General features: G+C 46.2%; 16 protein-coding genes, 1 tRNA gene and 1 pseudogene. 10 read left to right on the top strand and 8 right to left on the bottom strand.

Features of this window, described 5'->3' with window-relative positions; translation table 11 throughout:
* Positions 1–98: 98 nt before the first annotated feature.
* On the bottom strand, positions 99–1,904 hold the full coding sequence (gene proS / locus QUA97_RS02680) for a proline--tRNA ligase (RefSeq protein WP_194070443.1): 1,806 nt from the start codon (positions 1,902–1,904) through the stop codon (positions 99–101).
* Between the two features lie 85 nt (positions 1,905–1,989).
* Between proS and QUA97_RS02675 the strand changes: the two genes are divergently transcribed.
* The 5 genes from QUA97_RS02675 (at position 1,990) to QUA97_RS02655 (ending at position 8,331) form a co-directional block, all read left to right on the top strand.
* Positions 1,990–2,166 (top strand): hypothetical protein, encoded by a 177-nt coding sequence (locus QUA97_RS02675; RefSeq protein WP_228050283.1) that lies wholly within the window; start codon positions 1,990–1,992, stop codon positions 2,164–2,166.
* A gap of 387 nt (positions 2,167–2,553) precedes the next feature.
* Positions 2,554–3,507, top strand: a complete 954-nt coding sequence (locus QUA97_RS02670) for a hypothetical protein (protein ID WP_333192810.1) — start codon at positions 2,554–2,556, stop codon at positions 3,505–3,507.
* Positions 3,508–3,591: 84 nt separating this feature from the next.
* Positions 3,592–3,933 carry a hypothetical protein gene (locus QUA97_RS02665; RefSeq protein WP_228050282.1) on the top strand — a complete coding sequence of 114 codons (342 nt, stop codon included), beginning with the start codon at positions 3,592–3,594 and terminating at the stop codon, positions 3,931–3,933.
* 409 nt (positions 3,934–4,342) lie between these two features.
* Complete coding sequence (locus QUA97_RS02660; protein WP_333192808.1) at positions 4,343–7,468, top strand: MFS transporter; 3,126 nt, start codon at positions 4,343–4,345, stop codon at positions 7,466–7,468.
* Between the two features lie 383 nt (positions 7,469–7,851).
* Complete coding sequence (locus QUA97_RS02655; protein WP_194070440.1) at positions 7,852–8,331, top strand: orange carotenoid protein N-terminal domain-containing protein; 480 nt, start codon at positions 7,852–7,854, stop codon at positions 8,329–8,331.
* Between the two features lie 291 nt (positions 8,332–8,622).
* On the opposite strand, the gene QUA97_RS02650 is transcribed toward QUA97_RS02655, so the two are convergent.
* From QUA97_RS02650 to QUA97_RS02640, 3 genes are all read right to left on the bottom strand, one after another.
* On the bottom strand, positions 8,623–9,297 hold the full coding sequence (locus tag QUA97_RS02650) for an acetoacetate decarboxylase family protein (protein ID WP_194070439.1): 675 nt from the start codon (positions 9,295–9,297) through the stop codon (positions 8,623–8,625).
* A 331-nt stretch (positions 9,298–9,628) separates the two neighbouring features.
* Entirely contained in the window at positions 9,629–11,110 is a 1,482-nt protein-coding gene (locus QUA97_RS02645; RefSeq protein ID WP_333192799.1) for an S-layer homology domain-containing protein, read from the bottom strand.
* A 233-nt stretch (positions 11,111–11,343) separates the two neighbouring features.
* Complete coding sequence (locus tag QUA97_RS02640) at positions 11,344–11,523, bottom strand: hypothetical protein (RefSeq protein WP_333192796.1); 180 nt, start codon at positions 11,521–11,523, stop codon at positions 11,344–11,346.
* Between the two features lie 17 nt (positions 11,524–11,540).
* Here QUA97_RS02640 and QUA97_RS02635 point away from each other — a divergent pair.
* Positions 11,541–11,942: pseudogene (locus QUA97_RS02635) on the top strand (hypothetical protein); the annotation flags it as partial.
* 223 nt (positions 11,943–12,165) lie between these two features.
* Here QUA97_RS02635 and QUA97_RS02630 read toward each other — a convergent pair.
* Together QUA97_RS02630 and QUA97_RS02625 are read right to left on the bottom strand one after the other, a co-directional pair.
* A complete protein-coding gene (locus QUA97_RS02630; protein WP_194069892.1) occupies positions 12,166–13,236 on the bottom strand; it encodes a DMT family transporter in 1,071 nt (356 codons plus the stop codon).
* A 130-nt stretch (positions 13,237–13,366) separates the two neighbouring features.
* Positions 13,367–13,540, bottom strand: a complete 174-nt coding sequence (locus QUA97_RS02625) for a hypothetical protein (protein WP_194069890.1) — start codon at positions 13,538–13,540, stop codon at positions 13,367–13,369.
* Between the two features lie 65 nt (positions 13,541–13,605).
* Between QUA97_RS02625 and sppA the strand changes: the two genes are divergently transcribed.
* Entirely contained in the window at positions 13,606–14,424 is an 819-nt protein-coding gene (gene sppA / locus QUA97_RS02620; RefSeq protein WP_194069888.1) for a signal peptide peptidase SppA, read from the top strand.
* Positions 14,425–14,741: 317 nt separating this feature from the next.
* A complete protein-coding gene (gene aroH, locus QUA97_RS02615; RefSeq protein ID WP_228050234.1) occupies positions 14,742–15,149 on the top strand; it encodes a chorismate mutase in 408 nt (135 codons plus the stop codon).
* A gap of 192 nt (positions 15,150–15,341) precedes the next feature.
* On the opposite strand, the gene crtR is transcribed toward aroH, so the two are convergent.
* Positions 15,342–16,232 (bottom strand): beta-carotene hydroxylase, encoded by an 891-nt coding sequence (gene crtR, locus QUA97_RS02610; protein ID WP_194069886.1) that lies wholly within the window; start codon positions 16,230–16,232, stop codon positions 15,342–15,344.
* Positions 16,233–16,309: 77 nt separating this feature from the next.
* The gene (locus tag QUA97_RS02605) at positions 16,310–17,569 is read right to left on the bottom strand and encodes an RNA-guided endonuclease InsQ/TnpB family protein (protein ID WP_194069884.1); all 1,260 of its coding nucleotides are present in this window, start codon (positions 17,567–17,569) and stop codon (positions 16,310–16,312) included.
* 517 nt (positions 17,570–18,086) lie between these two features.
* Here QUA97_RS02605 and pyk point away from each other — a divergent pair.
* Together pyk and QUA97_RS02595 are read left to right on the top strand one after the other, a co-directional pair.
* Positions 18,087–19,874 carry a pyruvate kinase gene (gene pyk / locus QUA97_RS02600; protein ID WP_194069882.1) on the top strand — a complete coding sequence of 596 codons (1,788 nt, stop codon included), beginning with the start codon at positions 18,087–18,089 and terminating at the stop codon, positions 19,872–19,874.
* A 196-nt stretch (positions 19,875–20,070) separates the two neighbouring features.
* Positions 20,071–20,142: transfer RNA gene (locus QUA97_RS02595), tRNA-Thr, on the top strand.
* Positions 20,143–20,346: the final 204 nt, after the last annotated feature.

Here is a 20,346-nt window from a genome sequence, read left to right as displayed (position 1 = left end):
ATGGTTTGATTGTTTTTTGACATAAAATTTAAACGCATAACAACTGATATTTTGGGATAATGCAAGGTGCGCGCCGCGCACCTTACCGTTATAAAAACTTATTTGATGGCGGCATCAATCCACTCTTTCAAAGTAGCATTAACTTCCTCAATGAGAATTTCATGGGATTTGTGAGTTGCTCTTTCCACAATTTCAACTTTACCCGATTTCAGGGAACGACCGGGAACAATGCGATAGGGAATGCCGATTAAATCAGCATCTTTAAATTTAACTCCGGCTCGTTCGTCTCGGTCATCTAGTAGGGTTTCAATGCCAGATTGATTGAGTTCTGCGTAGAGTTTTTCGGCGACTTCTACTTGTTGGGCGTCGGAAATGTTGGGGATGCTAATGATGGCGTGATACGGCGCGATCGCCACTGGCCAGATGATCCCGTCTTTGTCGTAGGATTGTTCTACGGCAGATTGAGCCAGCCGCGACACGCCGACACCGTAGCAGCCCATTATTAAAGGCATTTCTTCCCCTTGTTCGCTGGTGTAGGTGGCGCCCATTGCTTGCGAGTATTTGGTTCCTAATTGGAAGATGTGGCCGACTTCGATACCTCTGGCGCTTTGCAAGGTTTGTTCCGGATTGTGCACCGCCCGATCGCCCTTTTTGGCCGTTCTGACACCCACAACCGTTGCAGGTAGCGGAAATTCTTTATTCCAATTAGCTCCCACAACGTGGTATCCTGACTCGTTAGAACCAGTGACAAAGTTGGTTAGATCGACAGCAGTGCGATCGACCAAACGCAAAAACTTAGAATTTACCTCCTTGCTCCCAGCGATATAATCATCAGCAAGATCCGGAGCCATATAACCCAGAGGCAAAGATTTAGCCGCCCATTTCCCCTGAGCTTCCGCATCAGGAACCGTCAAAAATAAAACAGTTTTAGCTTGATAATTTGGTGCTAACTTCGTCAATTCATTCAGCAACTTTACCTGATTCACATCTTGGTCGCCGCGAATACTTACCAATACCAAAACTGTAATACCGCTGTCATAAACAGCCTGATACAGCACATTTTTGACAACTTGCGTCGGAGAACACTTCAAAAACTTGCCCAGTTTATCAATTGTGTCAGTTCCCGGCGTTTCCCGCTTTTCAAAAGTTGCAAAGGGCGACGGTTCCGCATCAGCAGGAATCGATACAGCCTTCTCCACATTAGCAGCATACTGACCGTCTTCAGTATAAAGAACTTCATCCTCACCCGCTTCTGCCAGCACCATAAACTCTTGAGAACCAGATCCACCAATTGCACCAGAATCGGCATCTACTGCTCGGAATTCCAAGCCCGATCGGCGCAGCATATTGCTGTAGGCTCGATCCATATCCTGATAAGTTTTTTTCAAACTTTCTTCGCTAGTGTGAAAAGAATAGCCATCTTTCATAATAAACTCGCGACCGCGCATCAACCCAAAACGCGGGCGAATTTCATCGCGAAACTTAGTTTGAATTTGATAGAGATGCAAAGGCAACTGCCGATAGGAACGAACCATATCCTTAGCAATTGTAGTAATTACCTCTTCGTGAGTTGGGCCCAATCCCAACTCAGTATCGCGACGGTCTGTGAGAGAAAACATGATACCTTCAGCTTGAGTGTAGGTATCCCAGCGACCGGATTCCCGCCACAAATCAGCAGGTTGCAATTGCGGGAGGAGACATTCTTGAGCGCCGGTAGCATCCATTTCTTCCCGCACAATTTGAGAAACTTTTTTGAGAACTCGCCACATCAAAGGCAGATAAGCGTAAATTCCGCTACCGATGCGCCGGATGTATCCCGCACGGAGTAATAGTTTGTGGCTGGGAATTTCTGCTTCTGCAGGGTCTTCCCGCAGGGTGACAAAAAGCATTTGAGAGAGTCGCATAGCTGATTTCCTTAAAAGACCGGATGATTGTAATCTCAGATTAACTTCTGATATTATCAGACGTGAGGCGGATTTGATTAAATATATGAATAAAATTTGGCAAAACTACGAAAAAGGTATGGCAGTATTTGATAATTGTCACTCTCCTACTGTGCAATCTCAGTGGCTTGCCTTAAAAGATGAAATAGGAGAATTTGTTCAAGAACCTAATTTAAGCGAAATTTGGGATATTGTTCTGCTGGTCGATTGCTTTACAAAATAATCGGAATTCCCTTATATTTACTGGCCTATCCTACTGTTCGCAAACACAGTCAACGTTTCGAGGAGTACGGCTGTATTCGCAGCCGACGCAACTGCGATGGCAAATGCTGCCAAAAGTTGACAGTTGATGGTTGATAGTTGATAATTAATAGTTGATGACTAGAGTTTTAAACAGTTGATATCTGATAATTTTGACGAGCAGATTTAACTGTTTTTAACTGGTTTAACTGGTTCCCAGCCAGAGCATGAAATTTTCCAGAAGCAGAGCCTCCGCTGTAACAATGGAGGCCGAGCCTCCCGATCTGCATTACCTGGTATAGCTTGGTAACAAGTAGCGAATAGATGAGTAGTCGCGAGGTTTTTAAACACTTGATAGCTGACAATTCTCATGACTAGATTTATTCACGACCAATTCGCAAAACAGTATCTCAAAGAACTATTAACCCCTCTCGGCAATGTCGAAACCAGCCTCGACATTGCTGGAGAAGTAAGGCAGGTTGACGTTTTTTTTGCCCCCAAATCGGAACCTGAAGTCGAAGCAACAGCCCTCGGCATTTTGGGTCAAATCGCAGCAAAACCCGCTGTATTGGAACCATTCCGCAGTCCTGTTCAAACCGGAGAAATTCGCAGTTGTTTGGGCAAACTATTTGATGTCCACGCCGAATATGAACGAGTCGCAGCCAGAGATAATAGCAGGATTGCAGAGGCAGACTTGCCCCAACTCTGGATACTGTCGCCGACGGTTTCCGACGTTATGTTAGCTGGATTTGGAGCGATTCCCGAACCCGAAAATTGGGTAAATGGAGTTTATTTTCTGAGTCCGTCTCTGAAAGCAGCAATTATTGCCATTCACCAACTGCCCCGCACTCCCGAAACGCTGTGGCTGAGGATTTTGGGGAAGGGAAACGTGCAAAAGCAAGCTATTGCCGAATTGAGAGAATTACCCTCTGATAATTTCTTTCGGTTGAGCGCGTTAGAATTGTTGTACAACTTGCGAACGATTTTAGAAGTCCGTCAAGACATAGATCGAGAAGATCGGGAGTTAATTATGGAACTGTCACCCCTCTATTTGCAACGACTTGAAGATGCAACTCAGCGAGGTATCCAGCAAGGTATCCAAGAAGGTATCCAAGAAGGTATACAGCAAGGTATCCAGCGCAGTCAACGCTTGATAGTTGAGAGTATGCTACAAGTGAAATTTGGCGAGATTGATGAAGAATTAGCCCAGATAATCGAGCCTTTGATTAAACTAGAAAGTCTCGATCGCGCGCGACTGATTAGGCAGCTCGAACGCCCGGAATTACTAGCTCGTTTTGCTCCCAAAAATCAAACGAAATCCTAACTCATCAGCGCGCTCTACAATCTGTAGGGGGCGCTAAATATCACTTTAATATTTATTATATATCGAGAAAATCGGGAGTTAATTATGGAACTGTCACCGCTCTATTTACAACGGCTGGAAGAAGCAACTCAGCGAGGTATCGAGCAAGGTATTCAGCGAGGTATCGAGCAATATTTTCAGCAAGGTATCCAGCAAGGTTTTCAGCAAGGTATCCAGCAAGGTTTTCAGCAAGGTTTTCAGCAAGGTAAACGCGAGATTATTGAGAGTATATTACAAGTAAGATTTGGCGAAATCGATGAAGAATTAGCCCAAATAATTGAGCCTTTGATTCAACTAGAACCTCTTGAAAGCACGCGACTGAGTATGCAGCTCGAACGCCCGGAATTACTAGCTCGTTTTGCTCCCAAAAATCAAACGGAATCCTAAAAAGACAGCGCACTCTACGATATGTAGGGTGCGCCACATCGCACTTTATTAAGTAACCACGCCCTATTAATTACATAAAAAGTCTTGACGGCCCCTGTGATAATTACTAGCTGTCGCCCCCGCCTCAAACCTGCATTTTTTGGGCGAACTCTACGGCTACTCCTCGCAAATCAACTCATTTCTGACTTTAGAGGGATTTATTTTTCCGCTTCCAGAGCCATAATCAGCAGTAAGGATGACATAACTAAAGAACTGATTTACTATTCATCCTTATTTTACGAATTAGGGCTTCCTTAAGATAAAGCCTGACGAAAAAAACCACCATCAAAAAAGTGTCCATTCCCCTAGTTAAATGTTAGGGGCCAATTTCAATATGCCTGATTCGGCATCAAAATTTAGGAGGTAATTTATGTTTGAAAGCGAGTTATTAATGTCGCTGTACAGTCCCAAATTCAATATTGCCCAAATGCCGGTGCAAAGAGATGTCCCGTTCCAGCACCCGGATGTCGCAGGGCTGATGTTTCTAAGTCCTCAGTTTTTCGTGGCATTAATCGCCGGAGTCATTATGGCTTTCGGCTTCCAATTCCTGTTAACAAATTTCTCGATTGCCGCCAAAATATCTAATTGGGACGACGCTTTACCCGATGATGATGACGATTCCGAAAGTTTTGGCACTAAAATTCGGAAGACTGAAGGTCTAGTTGGAGGTTGGATTTTAGTCACAGTTAACCTGGCTTTATTTTTAGCTTGTTTTCTGGCGGTCAAACTAACTTCAATTGCCTCGGTAGACGGCGCGGCAATTATTGGTGTAGTCATTTGGTCGGCGTACTTTTTAACCCTGGTATGGCTGGGTTCTAGCGCCGTCGGCTCCATGATTGGTTCCTTGATAAAAACTGCTTTTTCAGGCATTCAAGGCGTTATGGGTACTGCCGGTTCAGCGATCGGCGGCAAGATGGCGGGCGACCAAATGGTCAATACTGTGGAAGCATCTGTGGCTGCTGTCCGCCGCGAATTGAGCTCGGCTGTAGACCCGGAGAGCATTCGCGAAACACTGCAAGATTATGTGGGTTCTTTGCAGTTGCCGAAGCTAGATGTCAAGGAAATTCGCGGTCAATTTGAAAAGTTGCTGGGGGATGCCGATATCAAATCTCTGGCGGGAACCGATGTTTTAAAGAATGTTAACCGCCAAACTTTTGTGGATTTAATTAGCAGTCGCAGTGATTTTTCTCAAGAAGAAATAAATCAAGTTGCTAACCAACTCGAAGGCGTTTGGAAGCAAACATTTGGCAAGCAGCAAGAAAAGAAAGACCCGAATTTAGAGTTAGTTGATTTTCTTAAATTTGCGGCTCCCGATTTGCTGAAGTCTGACGAACTCAACGCTAAATTGTCTCAAATTCTGGAAAATCGGGACAACAAATCGGAGTCCAGCGGGGGCATGAACCGGGCGATGCAGTTGGGTGTGGAAGCTCTGGTGGGCACGGTTTTGTCGCGGACTGATTTGTCGGATTTGGATGTTGAAAAAATTTCTGGTCAGTTGCAGCAACTAACTGCAAAAGGAAAGGAAAAAGCTAAGTCTTTGAGCGAGAAGGTGGGCGATAAATTGCCTGCGCTGCCTTTCAATACAGCTAAGGCTGATGTGGAAAATTACTTGCTTAATACTCAACCTTGGCATCTCAACCGAGAAACTATCAAGCAGGAATTTAGGGATGTTATTTACGATCCCGAAGCTTCTCCGGGGGCAGTTTTGCGCCAGTTAGAGATGTTTAATCCTGAATATTTTGTAGGGATTTTGGGCCGCCGCGAGGGGTTTAGTCAGGAACAGGCGACGGAAATTGCCGAACAGCTTGAAGGTGTCCGTCAAGAAGTTTTGGGAATTGTTCGAGATGCTGCTGGTGAGGAACAATCTCAAGATTTACGCAGCCGGATTGAGAATTATTTGCGATCGACTGGTAAGGAAGAATTGAATCCAGAAGGTATCGAGAAGGACTTCCAAGCGCTGTTGGACGATCGCGATGCTGGTTTTGAGGCTTTGCGCGATCGCCTGTCGCAATTTGACCGCGATACTTTGGTACAATTGCTCGGTCAGCGGGAGGATTTCAGCCCAGAAGAAGCAGATCAGTTAATCGGGCGGCTGGAAAGTTCGCGCGATCAAGTAATTTCCAAAGCTCAAGAATTGCAAGAGCAAGCGAAATCGAAAGCGCAAGAATTGCGGCAAAAGGTAGAAGAGTATCTCCGCAATACTAATAAGGAAGAACTCAATCCTGAAGCGATCGAGCGCGAGTTTCAAACGCTGTTAAGCGACCCGGAAGCGGGATTGAAAGCGCTGAGAGAACGCTTATCTCAATTCGACCGCGATACGCTGGTGCAACTGCTGTCGCAGCGCCAAGACCTCAACGAAGAACAGATAAATGGGGCGATCGACAAAATCGAATCCGTGCGCGACAACATTGTCCACGCACCGCAGATAGTGGCGGATAAAGCTAAGGAACAGTACGAGGAAGTTACTGGCAAAATTGGTGAGTACCTACGGAATACCAACCTGGAAGAACTCGATCCTGAAGGTCTGAATCGGGATTTGACCAAATTGTTTGAAAATCCGAAAGAAGGCGCTTTGGCGCTGCGGGAAAGGCTGTCTCAGGTCGATCGCGAAACCTTGGTCAAGTTGCTTTCGCAGCGGGAAGATTTGAGCGAAGAACAAATCAATCGGACGATCGACCGCGTGCAAGATTCGATTCGCAGCATCGTGAAATCGCCCCGTCGTTTGGCATCTCGCGCTCAAAAAACTGTCAAGGATTTCCAAGGAAGTTTGGAAAATTACTTGCAGAATACCAACAAGGAAGAACTCAATCCCGAAGGTATCAAACGCGATTTGCAGTTGTTGTTTAGCGAGCCGGGAATGGGGATGCAAAGTTTGGGCGATCGCCTGAAGCACTTCGATCGCGGTACGCTGGTAGCCTTGCTGTCGCAGCGGGAAGACATCTCCGAAGAGGAAGCCAACCAAATTGCCGATCGTATCGAATCTGTCCGCAACGAATTTGTCGAACAACTTCAAATGGTGCAAGACAAGTTTCAGTCAGCAATTGACGGTATTTTCGCGAAAATTCGGGATTACCTCAATTCGCTCGATCGACCAGAACTCAACTACGAAAGCATCAAACGAGACATCCGCAAAGTATTTGACGACCCGCAGGCCGGATTTGACGCGATTAAAGAGCGTTTAGGCGAGTTCGATCGCGGTACTTTAGTCGCAGTAATTAGCTCTCGCTCCGATATTTCAGAAGACCAAGCTAACAAAATTATCGACCAAATTGAAGGAGCCAGGGACAGCGTGCTGTCGCGCTCGGAACGCCTGCAAGAGCAAGCCAAAAAACGCATTAAAGATATCAAGAAAAAGACCAAGCAGCAAGCAGAAGATGCGCGGGAAGCTGCAGCAACTGCTGCTTGGTGGCTGTTCGGTACGGCTCTAACTTCTGTGGTTGTTTCGGCTCTGGCTGGAGCAATAGCAGTCGGCGGTATTTCGGGTTTGTTTAGCTAGAATTTCAACAAGTTTCAATTAAAATTCTCCTGATTCTAGGCTGGCTGTGTGCCAGCCTATTTTTTTGGGAATAATATCGTATTCGCTCCAACGGCAAAAAATGTTCGAGCGATCGCACTTAGGTACTCAAAAATGAACAAAAACTGAATTGCGATCGATCGAACTTGACGCTCTCAATCTCATTGACCTGAGACCCACCGCATCATCCTTTAGTTGTAAACTTCCTACCACCTTCGGAGCCGCCACCACCAATTACTGTCGGGGTTCATCTCTACCTTCCGCAAGATTCTAGCCTCCCTATTTATTTGCTAACTTTTATTGAGTAGCAAAAAAAGTTTTTGCTATCAACAAACAGAGCAATACATATTATTTTGGAGACTGAAATGACATTTTCTACTACCAGCGCCTACGACCAAGGAAAAGCAGATATGCAGAGCTTGAATGTAGACGATCAATTAGGTTTGCTGTGGTTTGTTTACACCGAAATGGGCAAGTCAATCACGCCAGCGGCTCCGGGTGCTGCCGGTTCCGAAATTGCTGAGGGTTTGTTCGAGCAAGTCAAGGCGCTGCCCAAGGAAGAACAACTGCAAGTAATGCGCGACATTGCCTCAAAAACCAATACTGAAATCAGCCGGATGTACGGCTCATTGAGCCCTGAAACCAAGCTGGCTTTTTGGTACTTCCTGGCAGTAGGAATGGACGAAGGAACCATTATTCCCGTACCTTCCGACTACAAACTTCCCGAAGCTGGAAATGCTTTATTAGCAAAGATTAAGGGCATGGATTTTCAGCAGCAAATTGATTTCCTGCGCGGTACAGTTTTAGAAATGGGTGCTGAAGCCGCTTCAGGGGCTGGAATTTAATATCAAATCCTCTCTTCATCGGAGTAGTAAATTCACTGTTGACTGTTGACTGTTGACTGTTGAATGTTGAATGTTGACTGTTGACTGTTGACTGTTAACTGTTAACTGTTAACATCATGAGGAGTGCAACCGGAATTGATTTAATTTCAGTACAATCAGCACGAGCAATCAGAAACCGGTTTTTTTTGCGAACATACTGCATCAACGCTTTTAATGCTGCAAAAGGTTGATTTAATATTGACCTGCAATTCCTGCGTAAAGCGGGAATTGCAGGTCAATACCAATTTTCAGCTAATAATTGAATTCAGCAGCTATGTTTCCCACAACTTCCGGCGCACCGGCCATTAAACGCATATCTTCACAGGCCACTGTAAGCAAGGGCTGACCTAAGTTTAAACTAGCAAAATGACTTTCTTCAGTTACTTCTAATTTACCTTTAATCAAACCGATTCGAGACTGAAATTCTCCTTTGAATAGTAGCAAATTGCTGCGATCGGTGCTGAAAACATTTCCGCTAAAAGGTACAGGTAGCGCTAAACTTTGTTGACTGTAATTGAGACTGCACAGTTGACGGTTTGCTTGGCTAACTGTAACTCGGTAGCCTAGCGGTGTTGCTTTTACCGAATCGTTGCCTTCCCAACTAAATTGAGCTAATTCTTTAGGAAGTCCCCAAATTTCGCGCCCGCCGGCTACCGAGTGAGGGTTGTCTACGTAGATGTGGGAAATCCAAGCGCCCCATTTTCCTGCATAATTGGCGATCGCGCTTACGACAATTAGCTCATTGTACTCCATCACCGAACCCAACCCGTAGGAGGATATATAAACTCCACCTAGGGTTTTTCCTGGCAATACAGAGACTATTTCTAACTCAGATGGAACCAAGGGACGCACCCGTGCCACATCTATTAATTGTAAAGTCTGAACAGCATAACCTTGCAAATTCCAAGGTGCAGGTGGATATACCATTTTCAGGGATTTTATGTGGGATATTTTATACTTATTTTAGCTCAACTTCTCAAACAGCAACTAATTTTGGTATTTATTCATAAAGTTTTTGGAAAATTATTTAATTCTTAATGTTTGTATTCTCAAAAAGTCCCAGGTAAAAACCTTTGCCGAAAATCACCCCTCAGATAGCATTAGCGTAGAATATCGCCGTCGTGATGTTGGCGGAACTTTCGAGTGTTACCTTCCTGGGGAGAAAGTCTTGAAAGTTCCCTTCCTTAATGCGAAAACATGAGTCGTTCAACCTCAAACCCTACTCCCCTTTTAAAAGGGGATTTAGGGGGTTCTTTATCTACTTACTCCCATATCCCGTACTCACCAAAAACTCGCGCAATTTCGCAAAGAATTGATTGCGATCGCGCCCTTGATAAACTTTGTCCAACAATTGCCAACCTTCGGCCTCCTGGCCCGCAACATACTTGCTGGCCATGAAAGCAGCCAACACCCCTTTTACCTCTGCATCTTCGCTCGATCGCTTCCTAGATTCCAGCCACAGTTCAGCAGAATTTGTGTATACTTCCACGGGATACTGCTTAGTAACATCTTCCATTTTACCTTGGCGGTACTGCCAAATTTGCAGCGGCAACCGAGAATCCGCATAATTTGTAAAAGCCTCTGCAAATCGCCCGTCTAGACTCTTGAACTCCGGGATATCATTTTTGCCAAAATCGACAATTTCGTAGCTGACATTGCCCCAAAAATGCTTGATGTGAGTGTATTTTTTAGCTGCTGAGTCGTAGCGGTAAATAAACGAATAATTGCAGCAGCGGACACCGCTATTGATTGAGACTAAATCTGCCAGCACTTCTGGTTCTTTGTCGCCGTCAAAATCGCGGATTCGCACCGATAACAAACGCCCTTCTGATACTTCATCGTTGGCTTTTTTTTCTGGATTGTCTACTAGAGAACGAGTCGGAATTAGCACTGGTTCGTCTAATAAAGTTTGACCGTCTCGGATGATTTTGATGCGGATATTTTTGGCATTTTCTCCTTCTTTGACGAAAGAAACTTCTGCCCTAATATTCCCAGATTCCGAGGTTTCTGTGGTTCTCGCCGGGCCGACATTCGTTGGGACTTGGGCGATGTATTGCGAGGGAACTAAGGCTGTTTGTCCGGGTTTGGCGATCGCCTGACACAAGAAAGTTGCTACTTCGGCGCGGGTTGCATTGCGCGTAGGTTCTAGCTGTTTGACGGCGGGATAATTGACCACAAGTTGTTTTTCTGCGGCGGCGGCGATCGCATTTCTTGCCAATTCGGGAATTTCCGGCGCATCTTCAAAAGTCGCATCCAAAATCTCAGCCGCTGGCCCTGTAGGCGTATATTTCAAGCCGCTGCTTAATGCTACCAAAACCTGCCAGCGGGGAATGTTAACAGTCGGGTTAAAAATACTGCCGCTGTAACCGGATAGAAAACCCGTCTGATAAGCTTCTCGAATTGGTTTATAACCCCAGTAGTTCGTGGGAATATCTGCAAAGTCGATCGGATTGCGGACGGTTTTTGCATCGGGAAAAGCCCTACGCAGCATTGCCGCAAACTCAGCGCGGCTGACTGGGCGGTTCGGGCGAAAACTGCCGTCTTCGTAGTAGCCACTGATGATTTTTTTGTCTGCTAATTCTTCTATGCAACCTTGGGCCCAATGGTCTTTAACATCCTGAAATTTGGCCTCGGCCAATGCCGGGGCTACATTCAGACCTGGAAACACTAAATTTCCCATGATTGTGCCCAAAGCTGCGACTAAAGCGATGACAGCTTGACGTTTGTGCGATCGAACCATAGAACAGCCTCCTTTGTCACCAAATTTGCGATCAAAACTCACGCAAGGTTTACATAGTATACCAGCAGGGCTATTTCATTCAGATTGAGTAGCTGATATGATAATAAACTATCGTAGTCATTCACAGGATATGTGATGTCTCAAATTGCCATTGTCGAAGCCTTTGCAGACCTACCCAATACCCGTCGAAGAGCAGGAAAACGCCATCATCAAGCACTGTGACACCGCCTTGTTTACCTTAGGTGTTGCTGCCGGAAATCGTGGATTTCTGGCGATGTAGATTCAAAAACGCATGAAATCACGGCAATCCCTGCTTTTATTGAGCAGATGGCACTCAAAGGTGTTGTGTTCGCCTTTGATGCCATCAGCAGCCAAAAACAACTGCTCACACCATAATTGATAGTAGCAATCATTACGTGCACTCCCAGGTAATCAATCTGGATTATTGACCGCAGTACAAGCCACATTTCAAGCACAAGAAACGTCATTCCAGATTAATAAAGGGCATGGTTGGATTGAAAAACGTACCGTCAGCATCAGTCAAGACTTGACGGGAATTCCTGCTTTTCCGGGACTAAAAACCTTAATTAGAATTGCATCCGAACGCCATGTCTATCGAGCGAACATCATTGAATTATCTACCGAAACTCGCTACTACGTCACTTCATTAACTGAAACAGCAGCTTGCCTTGCTCAAAGAATTCGAGGCTATTGGGGAGTCGAAAACAAAGTCCATTATGTCCGTGATGTCACCCGGCCTAGAAGATGCTTGTCGCATTCGCACCGTTGGACTCCTTCAGTCTTGGGCAATCCCACGAAACTTTGCCCTTAATTTGTATCCCGAGCATGGCTTTCAAAACATGGCTCAAGCTCAACGTCTCGCTGGCTTTAGTTGTAGCATACTCAAAGATATATTTAGAATGAAATAGCCCTGAATCGAATTGATGCCATTGTCACCCGCAATCCGCGAGATTTTCCGGTAAAAACTCCTAGGATTGTAACTCCAAATCAGTTAATTCAAGAGTCAACCAATTCTCCCTAAATTTCTAAAAGCGCTAAACTTCCGATTCCAATTCTGTAGCTCGTAATTTTACGGGAAATTCAACTTTATTCAACTCAGGTGACTCTAATAACTGCACTTTATCCTCAGAATTAGCTTCACCGTGCCGCACTTTTCCCAATTTTTCCGCCAAAGTATCCCGCTGATTAATCAAATAAATACTCACCAAAGTCAGCCCTACCCCCATAGATTGCAGCGAATTCAACACCTCGCCCAAGAACAAATTGCCGAACAGCAAAGCAAAAATTGGGGTAAGAAATGTCAGAGAACTTAAACTCGTCAAACTGCCGCTAGAAGCAAAATAAAAGAATAAACCGTAGGCGATCGCACTTCCGAACACGGTAGAATAACCTAGCGCCATCCAGCCAGAAAAATCGATATTCACAAACTGTTCAGACTCAGTTGCAGCCGAAAGTGCCAAAAGCGGCAAACCGCCCAAAATCATGTGCCAGCCCGTCGCCACCACCGGGTCAACATAGCGACAAACCCAGCGCACCAAAACCGTACCCACAGCCATCGACAAAGCCGCCAACAACATCAACCATTCCCCACCCTCAAAGAACTGTTCCATACCCCCAGAAACCTGCGCGCTTTCAGGATGAAACAGCCCAAAAATCCAGCCATCAGGCAAACCAATTAAACTAATCCCAACTACCCCGATTGCTAGTCCCAACCAGCCCCAAAATCCAATTTTTTCTTGAAACAGCCACAAACACAAAATCGCCACAGCTAGCGGTTGAGAATCAATCATCACCGAACCCAAACCCGCATCGGTTTTCGCCAAACCTTCGGCTAAAAAGCCTTGAAACAAAGTACCGTCAACTAAAGCAAACAGCGAAATCCACAGCCAAGCTTTCCAACCCGCAGGCTGTGCCTTTCCCATCAGCGCCGCCGCCAACAGCACTAACACGCCTGCAGGTACTAAACGCACAAATGCCACAAACAGCGGTGTCGTGTGCGGCATGACTCCTTTCATCGCTACCATCGCGGTTCCCCACAGGAAAAACGGCGCGATTAGCAACAGCGGCGCAAAGGGCAGTTTAGAATCGGTAAGTTTTAGCTGCATGGCGGGGGCTCCAAATAATTGATGAGAGTGGCTCTCAGAAAAATAAGGTAGATTTGTTAAGCAATTTTTACAATTATATATCGAAGGTGGGTTAAGTGCGATCGACCGATCGGTCAGAAACCCGGTTTTTTCACCCAGATATTCGCTTCAAACCCTGAATCTCTGCAAAAAACCCGGTTTCTTCAGTTTCATCAAGTAGCCAACTGCCAACTGCTTTCCTGTCAACTGCCAACTGCTTTCCTGTCAACTGCCAACTGCTTTCCTGCCAACTGCCAACAACCAACTGCCAACAACCAACAGCCAACTGCCTTCAGATGAGTCACACTAGAAGTTAGCTACAAAATTTCCTACATTGCCTGTAAACTGCCCATGATTTGGCCATTCAAGCCCCGCTACCGCAAACAAATCGCCCGTATCGAAGTCACCGGAGCCATCGCCGGAGAAACCCGCAAACGAGTTCTAGAAGCGCTCAAAACCGTTGAAGAGCGCAAATTTCCCGCCTTGCTGCTGCGGATAGACAGCCCTGGGGGGACAGTCGGCGATTCCCAGGAAATTTACAGCGCGCTCAAGCGTTTGCAAGAAAAAATCAAAATAGTCGCCAGTTTCGGCAATATTTCAGCTTCTGGCGGAGTCTATATCGGCATGGGAGCTCACCATATCGTTGCCAATCCCGGTACAATTACCGGCAGCATTGGCGTGATTATCCGGGGTAACAATCTAGAAGGGCTGTTAGAAAAAGTCGGCGTTTCTTTTGAGGTGATTAAATCGGGGCCGTATAAAGATATCTTGGCATTCGATCGACAATTGACTGAGCCAGAACAGCAAATTCTGCAAGACTTGATCGACACCACCTACCAGCAATTCGTCGAAACCGTCGCAGAAGCTCGGAAACTCCCAGTTGAAAAAGTCAAAACCTTTGCCGACGGTCGCATTTTTAGCGGTCAGCAAGCCTTAGAATTGGGTGTGGTCGATCGACTCGGAACCGAAGAGGACGCTCGCCGCTGGACAGCCGAACTCGCAGGTCTCGACCCGGAAAAAACCGAGTGCTGCACGCTAGAAAAAGCTAAACCTTTCCTAAATCGGGTCTTGGGGAGTAGTCTGGATACATCCGGGCTTTCAGCTTACAAAAACTTGCTGGAATTCGAGCTTTCTACTAGCGGTTTACCGCTGTGGCTGTATCGCCCGTGATTTAATAGTCAGTTGGCAGTTGGCAGTTGACAGGAAAGCAGTTGACAGGAAAGCAGTTGGCAGTTGGTAATTGCAACAAACAACTAACAACTAACAACGAGCAACTAACAACTAACAACTAACAACCAACAACCAACAACGAGCAACCAACAACCAACAACGAGCAACCAACAACCAACAACGAGCAACCAACAACCAACAACGAGCAACCAACAACTAACAACTAACAACTAACAACTAACAACTAACAACTAACAACTAGCAACTGACAACAAACAACTGACTACTGCCAACTAACAACTGACAACAAACAAAAAATGGAGAATATTTGCGTGGAGTGGCAAGTGCGGGCGATTCGCGGGGCAACAACTGCCAGCGAGAATTCGGTGGAAGCAATTCGAGAATCGGTGAGAGAACTTTTAGATGAATTAGAAACAAGAAATAATTTAGATCCGCAATTAATAATTAGTGCTACGTTTTCTGTCACCCGCGATTTAGATGCTGTCTTTCCGGCCGCGATCGCCCGCGAACGTCCCCGCTGGTGCAATGTTCCTTTGTTGGATGTCCAGCAAATGCACGTTAAGGGTTCTTTAGAACGCTGCATCCGTTTTTTGATTCACGTTAATTGGCCGGCACAGGTTGAAATTTATCATCCTTATTTGCGGGGAGCTCAAAATTTGCGCCCCGATTGGAATTTGGCGGTGGCTGCGGCTGGGGAAAAGTAGACGGCTCTTTCGGATATTTGGGGAAAAATGTATATTTGGCTGCGGGGTAATTGGTAATTGGCGATCGATTCGGAACCTATTACCCATTACCAGAGATTAGATTAACCGATCGCCAAAATGTCGGGAGAGCCGTTTGATTTACTAAGGATAGATTGCCAAAAAAACCGGCTTCTCGAAGAAACCGGGTTTTTATCAATCAGTGGCTTTCTTGTGATGCAGCCTAATCCCTAAAAAGATGTCATATATAAAACTCCAGAAGTCCTTTTTCCCTTCCAATATTCCCAAACTTTGAGGAGAACCCTTCTCATCCAACAGCGGCTTTACAGCCTCGTAAGCCGGCTTGTAATTGTACCAAGGAATTGAAGGCCACAAATGATGGATGAGGTGATAGTTCTGCCCCAAAATTAAGATATTCAGAATTGGACTCGGATATACTCTGGCATTTTTCCAGCGATCGCGCTCGTGAAACGGACGGTGCGGCAAATAATCAAAAAATAACCCCAAGGCTAAGCCCACCACCAAAGCAGGAGAAAACCAAAAATTCAGCACGTAACCTAAATGGTCGTATTGAATGGAGATACAAACCACTCCAATTACAAACAAACGGCTAAAAAACCATTCCCAAAGTTCGTTTTTCCGCCACAGTTTGCGCTTAAAGAAGAAAATCTCGTGGTAAAAAAACCTCGCAGCAATCAACCACAAAGGCCCGCCAGTAGAAACATAATGGTCTGGATCGTTATCTGGGTCATTAACGTGGGCGTGATGCTGCATATGTACCCGCGTAAATACCGGGAAAGCAAAGCCCAACATCAGCGCGCTACCGTGTCCCAAAATAGCGTTAATTGTGCGATCGCGGTGCGCCGCATTGTGAGACGCATCGTGAATCACCGTTCCAGCCATGTGTAACGCCAGCACGTTCAGCAAAAAACAACACCAATCCGGCCATTCCCCGTACCAGTAACCCACAAAGGAAATCGCGATCGTCGCTAATGCACTCAAAAACAACAGCATCGTCGGATTCAAGTCACCGGGAGGACTCAGAAACTCTTTCGGCACTGTCAGCGGCCGTCCTGCCTCCGACATCTTTGTTAACACTCCTTAATATTTCACCCTTGCGTAGTATAAGATACAAGTCTCCCTATATTGACATCTTCCCACCGCTAATTCGGAGTACCGAATATAGCGGGGGATTCCAAAGATTGCTCTTTGGGCTTCCTCTTTCCACGACCCGACTTACTTGAAGGAGTTTCCTCACCCAAGCAGTGGTCGATGTCTCCAGAGGCGTTTTCTAGTTCTAGACTAGACGTTCCTGTATGCCCTACAGTACGTAAACCTTTCTCTAATATATTTCTCGCCGCATTCCAGTCTCTATCTTGCGTATGCCCACAATGATGACAAATGTGAGTCCTGACACTCAGAGCTTTTTTGACAACTTTGCCGCAGTTAGAGCAATTTTGACTGGTGTAGTGCGGTGGCACAGCAATTGTGACCACACCAAAAACCTTGCCAAAATACTCAACCCATGTACGAAAAGTTGTCCAAGCTGCATCGCTAATCGATTTGGCGAGATGTCTATTTCTTATCATGTTCCGCACCCTCAAATCCTCATAGGCTACCAGGTCGTTAGACCGGACTACGCATCTCGCCAACTTCACGGCGAAATCTTTACGTTGCCTACTTACTTTGAGATGCTTTCTTGCCAGTTTGTTTCTCAACTTAGCTCGATTTTTCGACCCTTTTTGGGTCTTGGACAGACGACGAGAAAGCCGTTTCAGAGACTTCTCACTCTTTCTCAGATGTCTTGGGTTTTCAACAGTTTGCCCGTCGCTATCAGTATAAAAATGAGTGAGACCAACATCAAGACCGATAGTTTTAAATGTGGGTTCTTTTTTCTCAAGTCTTTCTTGGTCGATGCAAAACTGTGCGTAGTAGCCATCGGCACGACGAACTACCCTGACTCGTTTGATTTGCTTCAATTGATAGAAATGCAAATCGCGAGTCCCCCACAACTTAAAAATACCTGCACCAAAACCATCAGTAAAAGTGATGTATCTGCGACATTCAGAAAGTTTCCAACCCGTAGTTTTGTACTCAACAGAACCATGAGTTTGTTCTTTCTTGAACCGTGGATATCCTTTCTTACCGGGGTGATTTTTCTTACAGTTCTCAAGAAATCGAGCAATTGCCGACCAAGCTCTTTCCGCCGATGCTTGTCGGGCTTGAGAATTGAGTTGGCTTGCCCAAGCAAATTCTTTCGCCAGGACAGCACAATATGCACTCAAATGATATCGTCCGATGGAGCGGTTATCCATCCAGTATCTCAGGCAAGAATTACGGACAAAACGAGCAGTACGAATTGCCTCATCCAGCTTTTCGTACTGCTCGTTTTGTCCCTGAAGTTTTGCCTCAAACACCAACATAGTTACGTCGTTATATCTGACGTAATCTATTCTAGCATAGATCCTGCCCGCAATTCATCTCACCGCCAAACGGACTACCGTTATGGCGGGAGCCTTCTTGCGGTTGAAGGTAAACTTTCGTAAAAAAACTGCATCTAAGGTATTGCCCACTAAGTTTAGAGATGTCTGTGGACTCAAACTCTTAGGTGCGCGGGACAATCCCAAATATCCAATCCCAAATTAAAATTGTTTTACCCGCAAGCTGACTAACTTTTCGAGACGGGATATTTAAAATTTCGCCCGATCGCAAATTCGATCGCCACAATGGTAGAGTTTTTGTATTATAGGCATCTTGACCCCGCTCAAAAACGGATACAAGTTTCCCACAAAACTCGCCAGCAGCCCCAAATTTTAGACTAAGAGTTCAGATCCCAGATTCATCTGTAGACTAAATCTCAAATCTAAAACTTGTAGGCCCAAGTCGAAGAATCTCAAATCGACCCACTGTCTTTCCACCCGCCTCCCCAGAACACCGCTGATGCAATTGCCAAAAGCCCTACGCCGAACTAAAATTGTCGCCACCATTGGCCCGGCCACATCCAACCCACAAGTGCTGCGCAACCTCATAGAAGCTGGTGCTACAACTTTGCGACTCAACTTTTCCCACGGAACAGAAGAAGACCACCAGCGCAGCATTCGCTTAATCCGGCAAACTTCCTTTGAACTCAACCAGCCGGTGGCAATCCTCCAAGACCTCCAAGGCCCAAAAATTCGCTTGGGGCGGTTTGAAACAGGCTCTATAACTGTCAAAAACGGCGATTCCTTCATTTTGACCAGCCGCCCAGTTGTCGGCACAGAGCTCATTTCTTCCGTCACCTACGAAACCCTAGCTTCGGAAGTCCCAGAGGGAGCCACGATTCTGCTCGACGACGGGAAAGTAGAAATGCGCGTCGAAAAAGTAGACCGCGGCGGGGGAGAACTGTTCTGCCGCGTCGTCGTTGGCGGGCCGCTTTCCAATCACAAAGGCGTAAATTTTCCGGGAGTTTACCTGTCAATCAAAGCCCTGACTGACAAAGACCGCAAAGATTTAATGTTCGGCCTCGACCAAGGTGTCGATTGGGTAGCTTTGAGCTTCGTGCGGAATCCCCAGGATATGCTGGAAATTAAAGAACTGATTGCTAGTGCGGGCAAGCAAGTACCGGTGATTGCTAAGATCGAAAAGCACGAGGCGATCGAACAAATGGAAGAAATTCTCGCCCTTTGCAACGGCGTGATGGTCGCCCGGGGCGATTTGGGAGTAGAACTTCCCGCCGAAGACGTGCCGATTTTGCAAAAGCGACTGATTGCGACTTCCAACCGCATGGGCATTCCGGTGATTACCGCGACCCAGATGCTCGACAGCATGGTCAACAATCCCCGTCCTACCCGCGCCGAGATTTCCGACGTGGCTAACGCGATTCTCGACGGAACTGATGCGGTAATGCTCTCCAATGAAACCGCTGTCGGCAATTTTCCTGTCGAAGCGGTGGCGACGATGGCGAGAATTGCCATCCGCATCGAGAGGGAAGAAATTAAGCGCAATATTAGAAATGTAGAAGATGTCGGTCGATCGATCCCCAACGGCATCAGCCAAGCAGTCAGCCAAATCTCCGAACAGCTAAACGCCGCGGCGATTATGACACTAACCAAAACCGGCTCTACAGCCCGCAATGTCTCCAAATTCCGACCGAAAACTCCAATTTTGGCAGTTACTCCCCACGTAGACGTAGCCCGACAACTGCAATTAGTCTGGGGAGTAAAACCCCTGTTGGTGCTAGATTTGCCCTCCACAGGCCAGACATTTCAATCTGCGATCGCTGTCGCCCAAGAAAAAGAATTATTGTCCGACGGAGATTTAGTGGTGATGACCGCCGGTACTCTGCAAGGGGTTGCTGGCTCAACGGATTTGATCAAAGTTGAAGTAGTGACAGCAGTTTTAGGCAGAGGCACCGGCGTCGGTTTGGGCTCGGTAAGCGGGATGGCCAGGGTGGCTCGCACTGCTACGGATGTGTCGAATTTCCGCGCTGGAGACATTTTGGTAGTGGAGCGCACCAGCGCCGATTTTGTGGAGATGATTCGCAAAGCAGCAGGTGTGGTGACGGAGGAGGAAAGTTTGACTTCTCACGCTGCGATTATCGGTTTGCGTTTGGGCGTGCCGGTGATGGTGGGTGTGGAGAATGCGATGCGGATAATTCGGGACGGCACTATGCTGACGCTGGATATGCAGCGGGGTTTGGTTTATTCCGGCGCAAGAGCAGGCTCAACTGACGGGGAACTGGTTGTTTGACAAGTTCTGAGTTTTGTTCGCCTGCAGGGTCAAAAACCCGGTTTCTGCTTTAATGTCGATCGAGCATCGAAAATTGGGGTAGAAACCGGGTTTTTATAGCTCAGCGTCCTCAAGTTCTCAGTTGTGGAGTTTGGAATTAAATTCTACAACTCGTTGATTTTTTTTTAAATTTGTGCTATTGTTCAAAACTGTCTGTGCCGATGTAGCTCAGTGGTAGAGTAACCGATTCGTAATCGGTCGGTCGCGGGTTCAAATCCCGCCATCGGCTTTGGGTTTGAGCTATTTTTGCGAAAACGAAGCCATTAAATTTATATCAAATCCTCTCTTCATCGGAATAGTAAATTCACTGTTGACTGTTGACTGTTGACTGTTGACATCACCAGGAGTGCAACCGGAATTGATATTAACTATTAATTAGGTTTGTAGTGAGGAATGCGAGTCCTGATTGATTAATTAACCAAGAGAGAAGAAA

Source organism: Microcoleus sp. CZ3-B2, assembly GCF_036705055.1.
GTDB lineage: Bacteria > Cyanobacteriota > Cyanobacteriia > Cyanobacteriales > Microcoleaceae > Microcoleus.
This window is presented reverse-complemented; position numbering and strand designations above follow the sequence as displayed.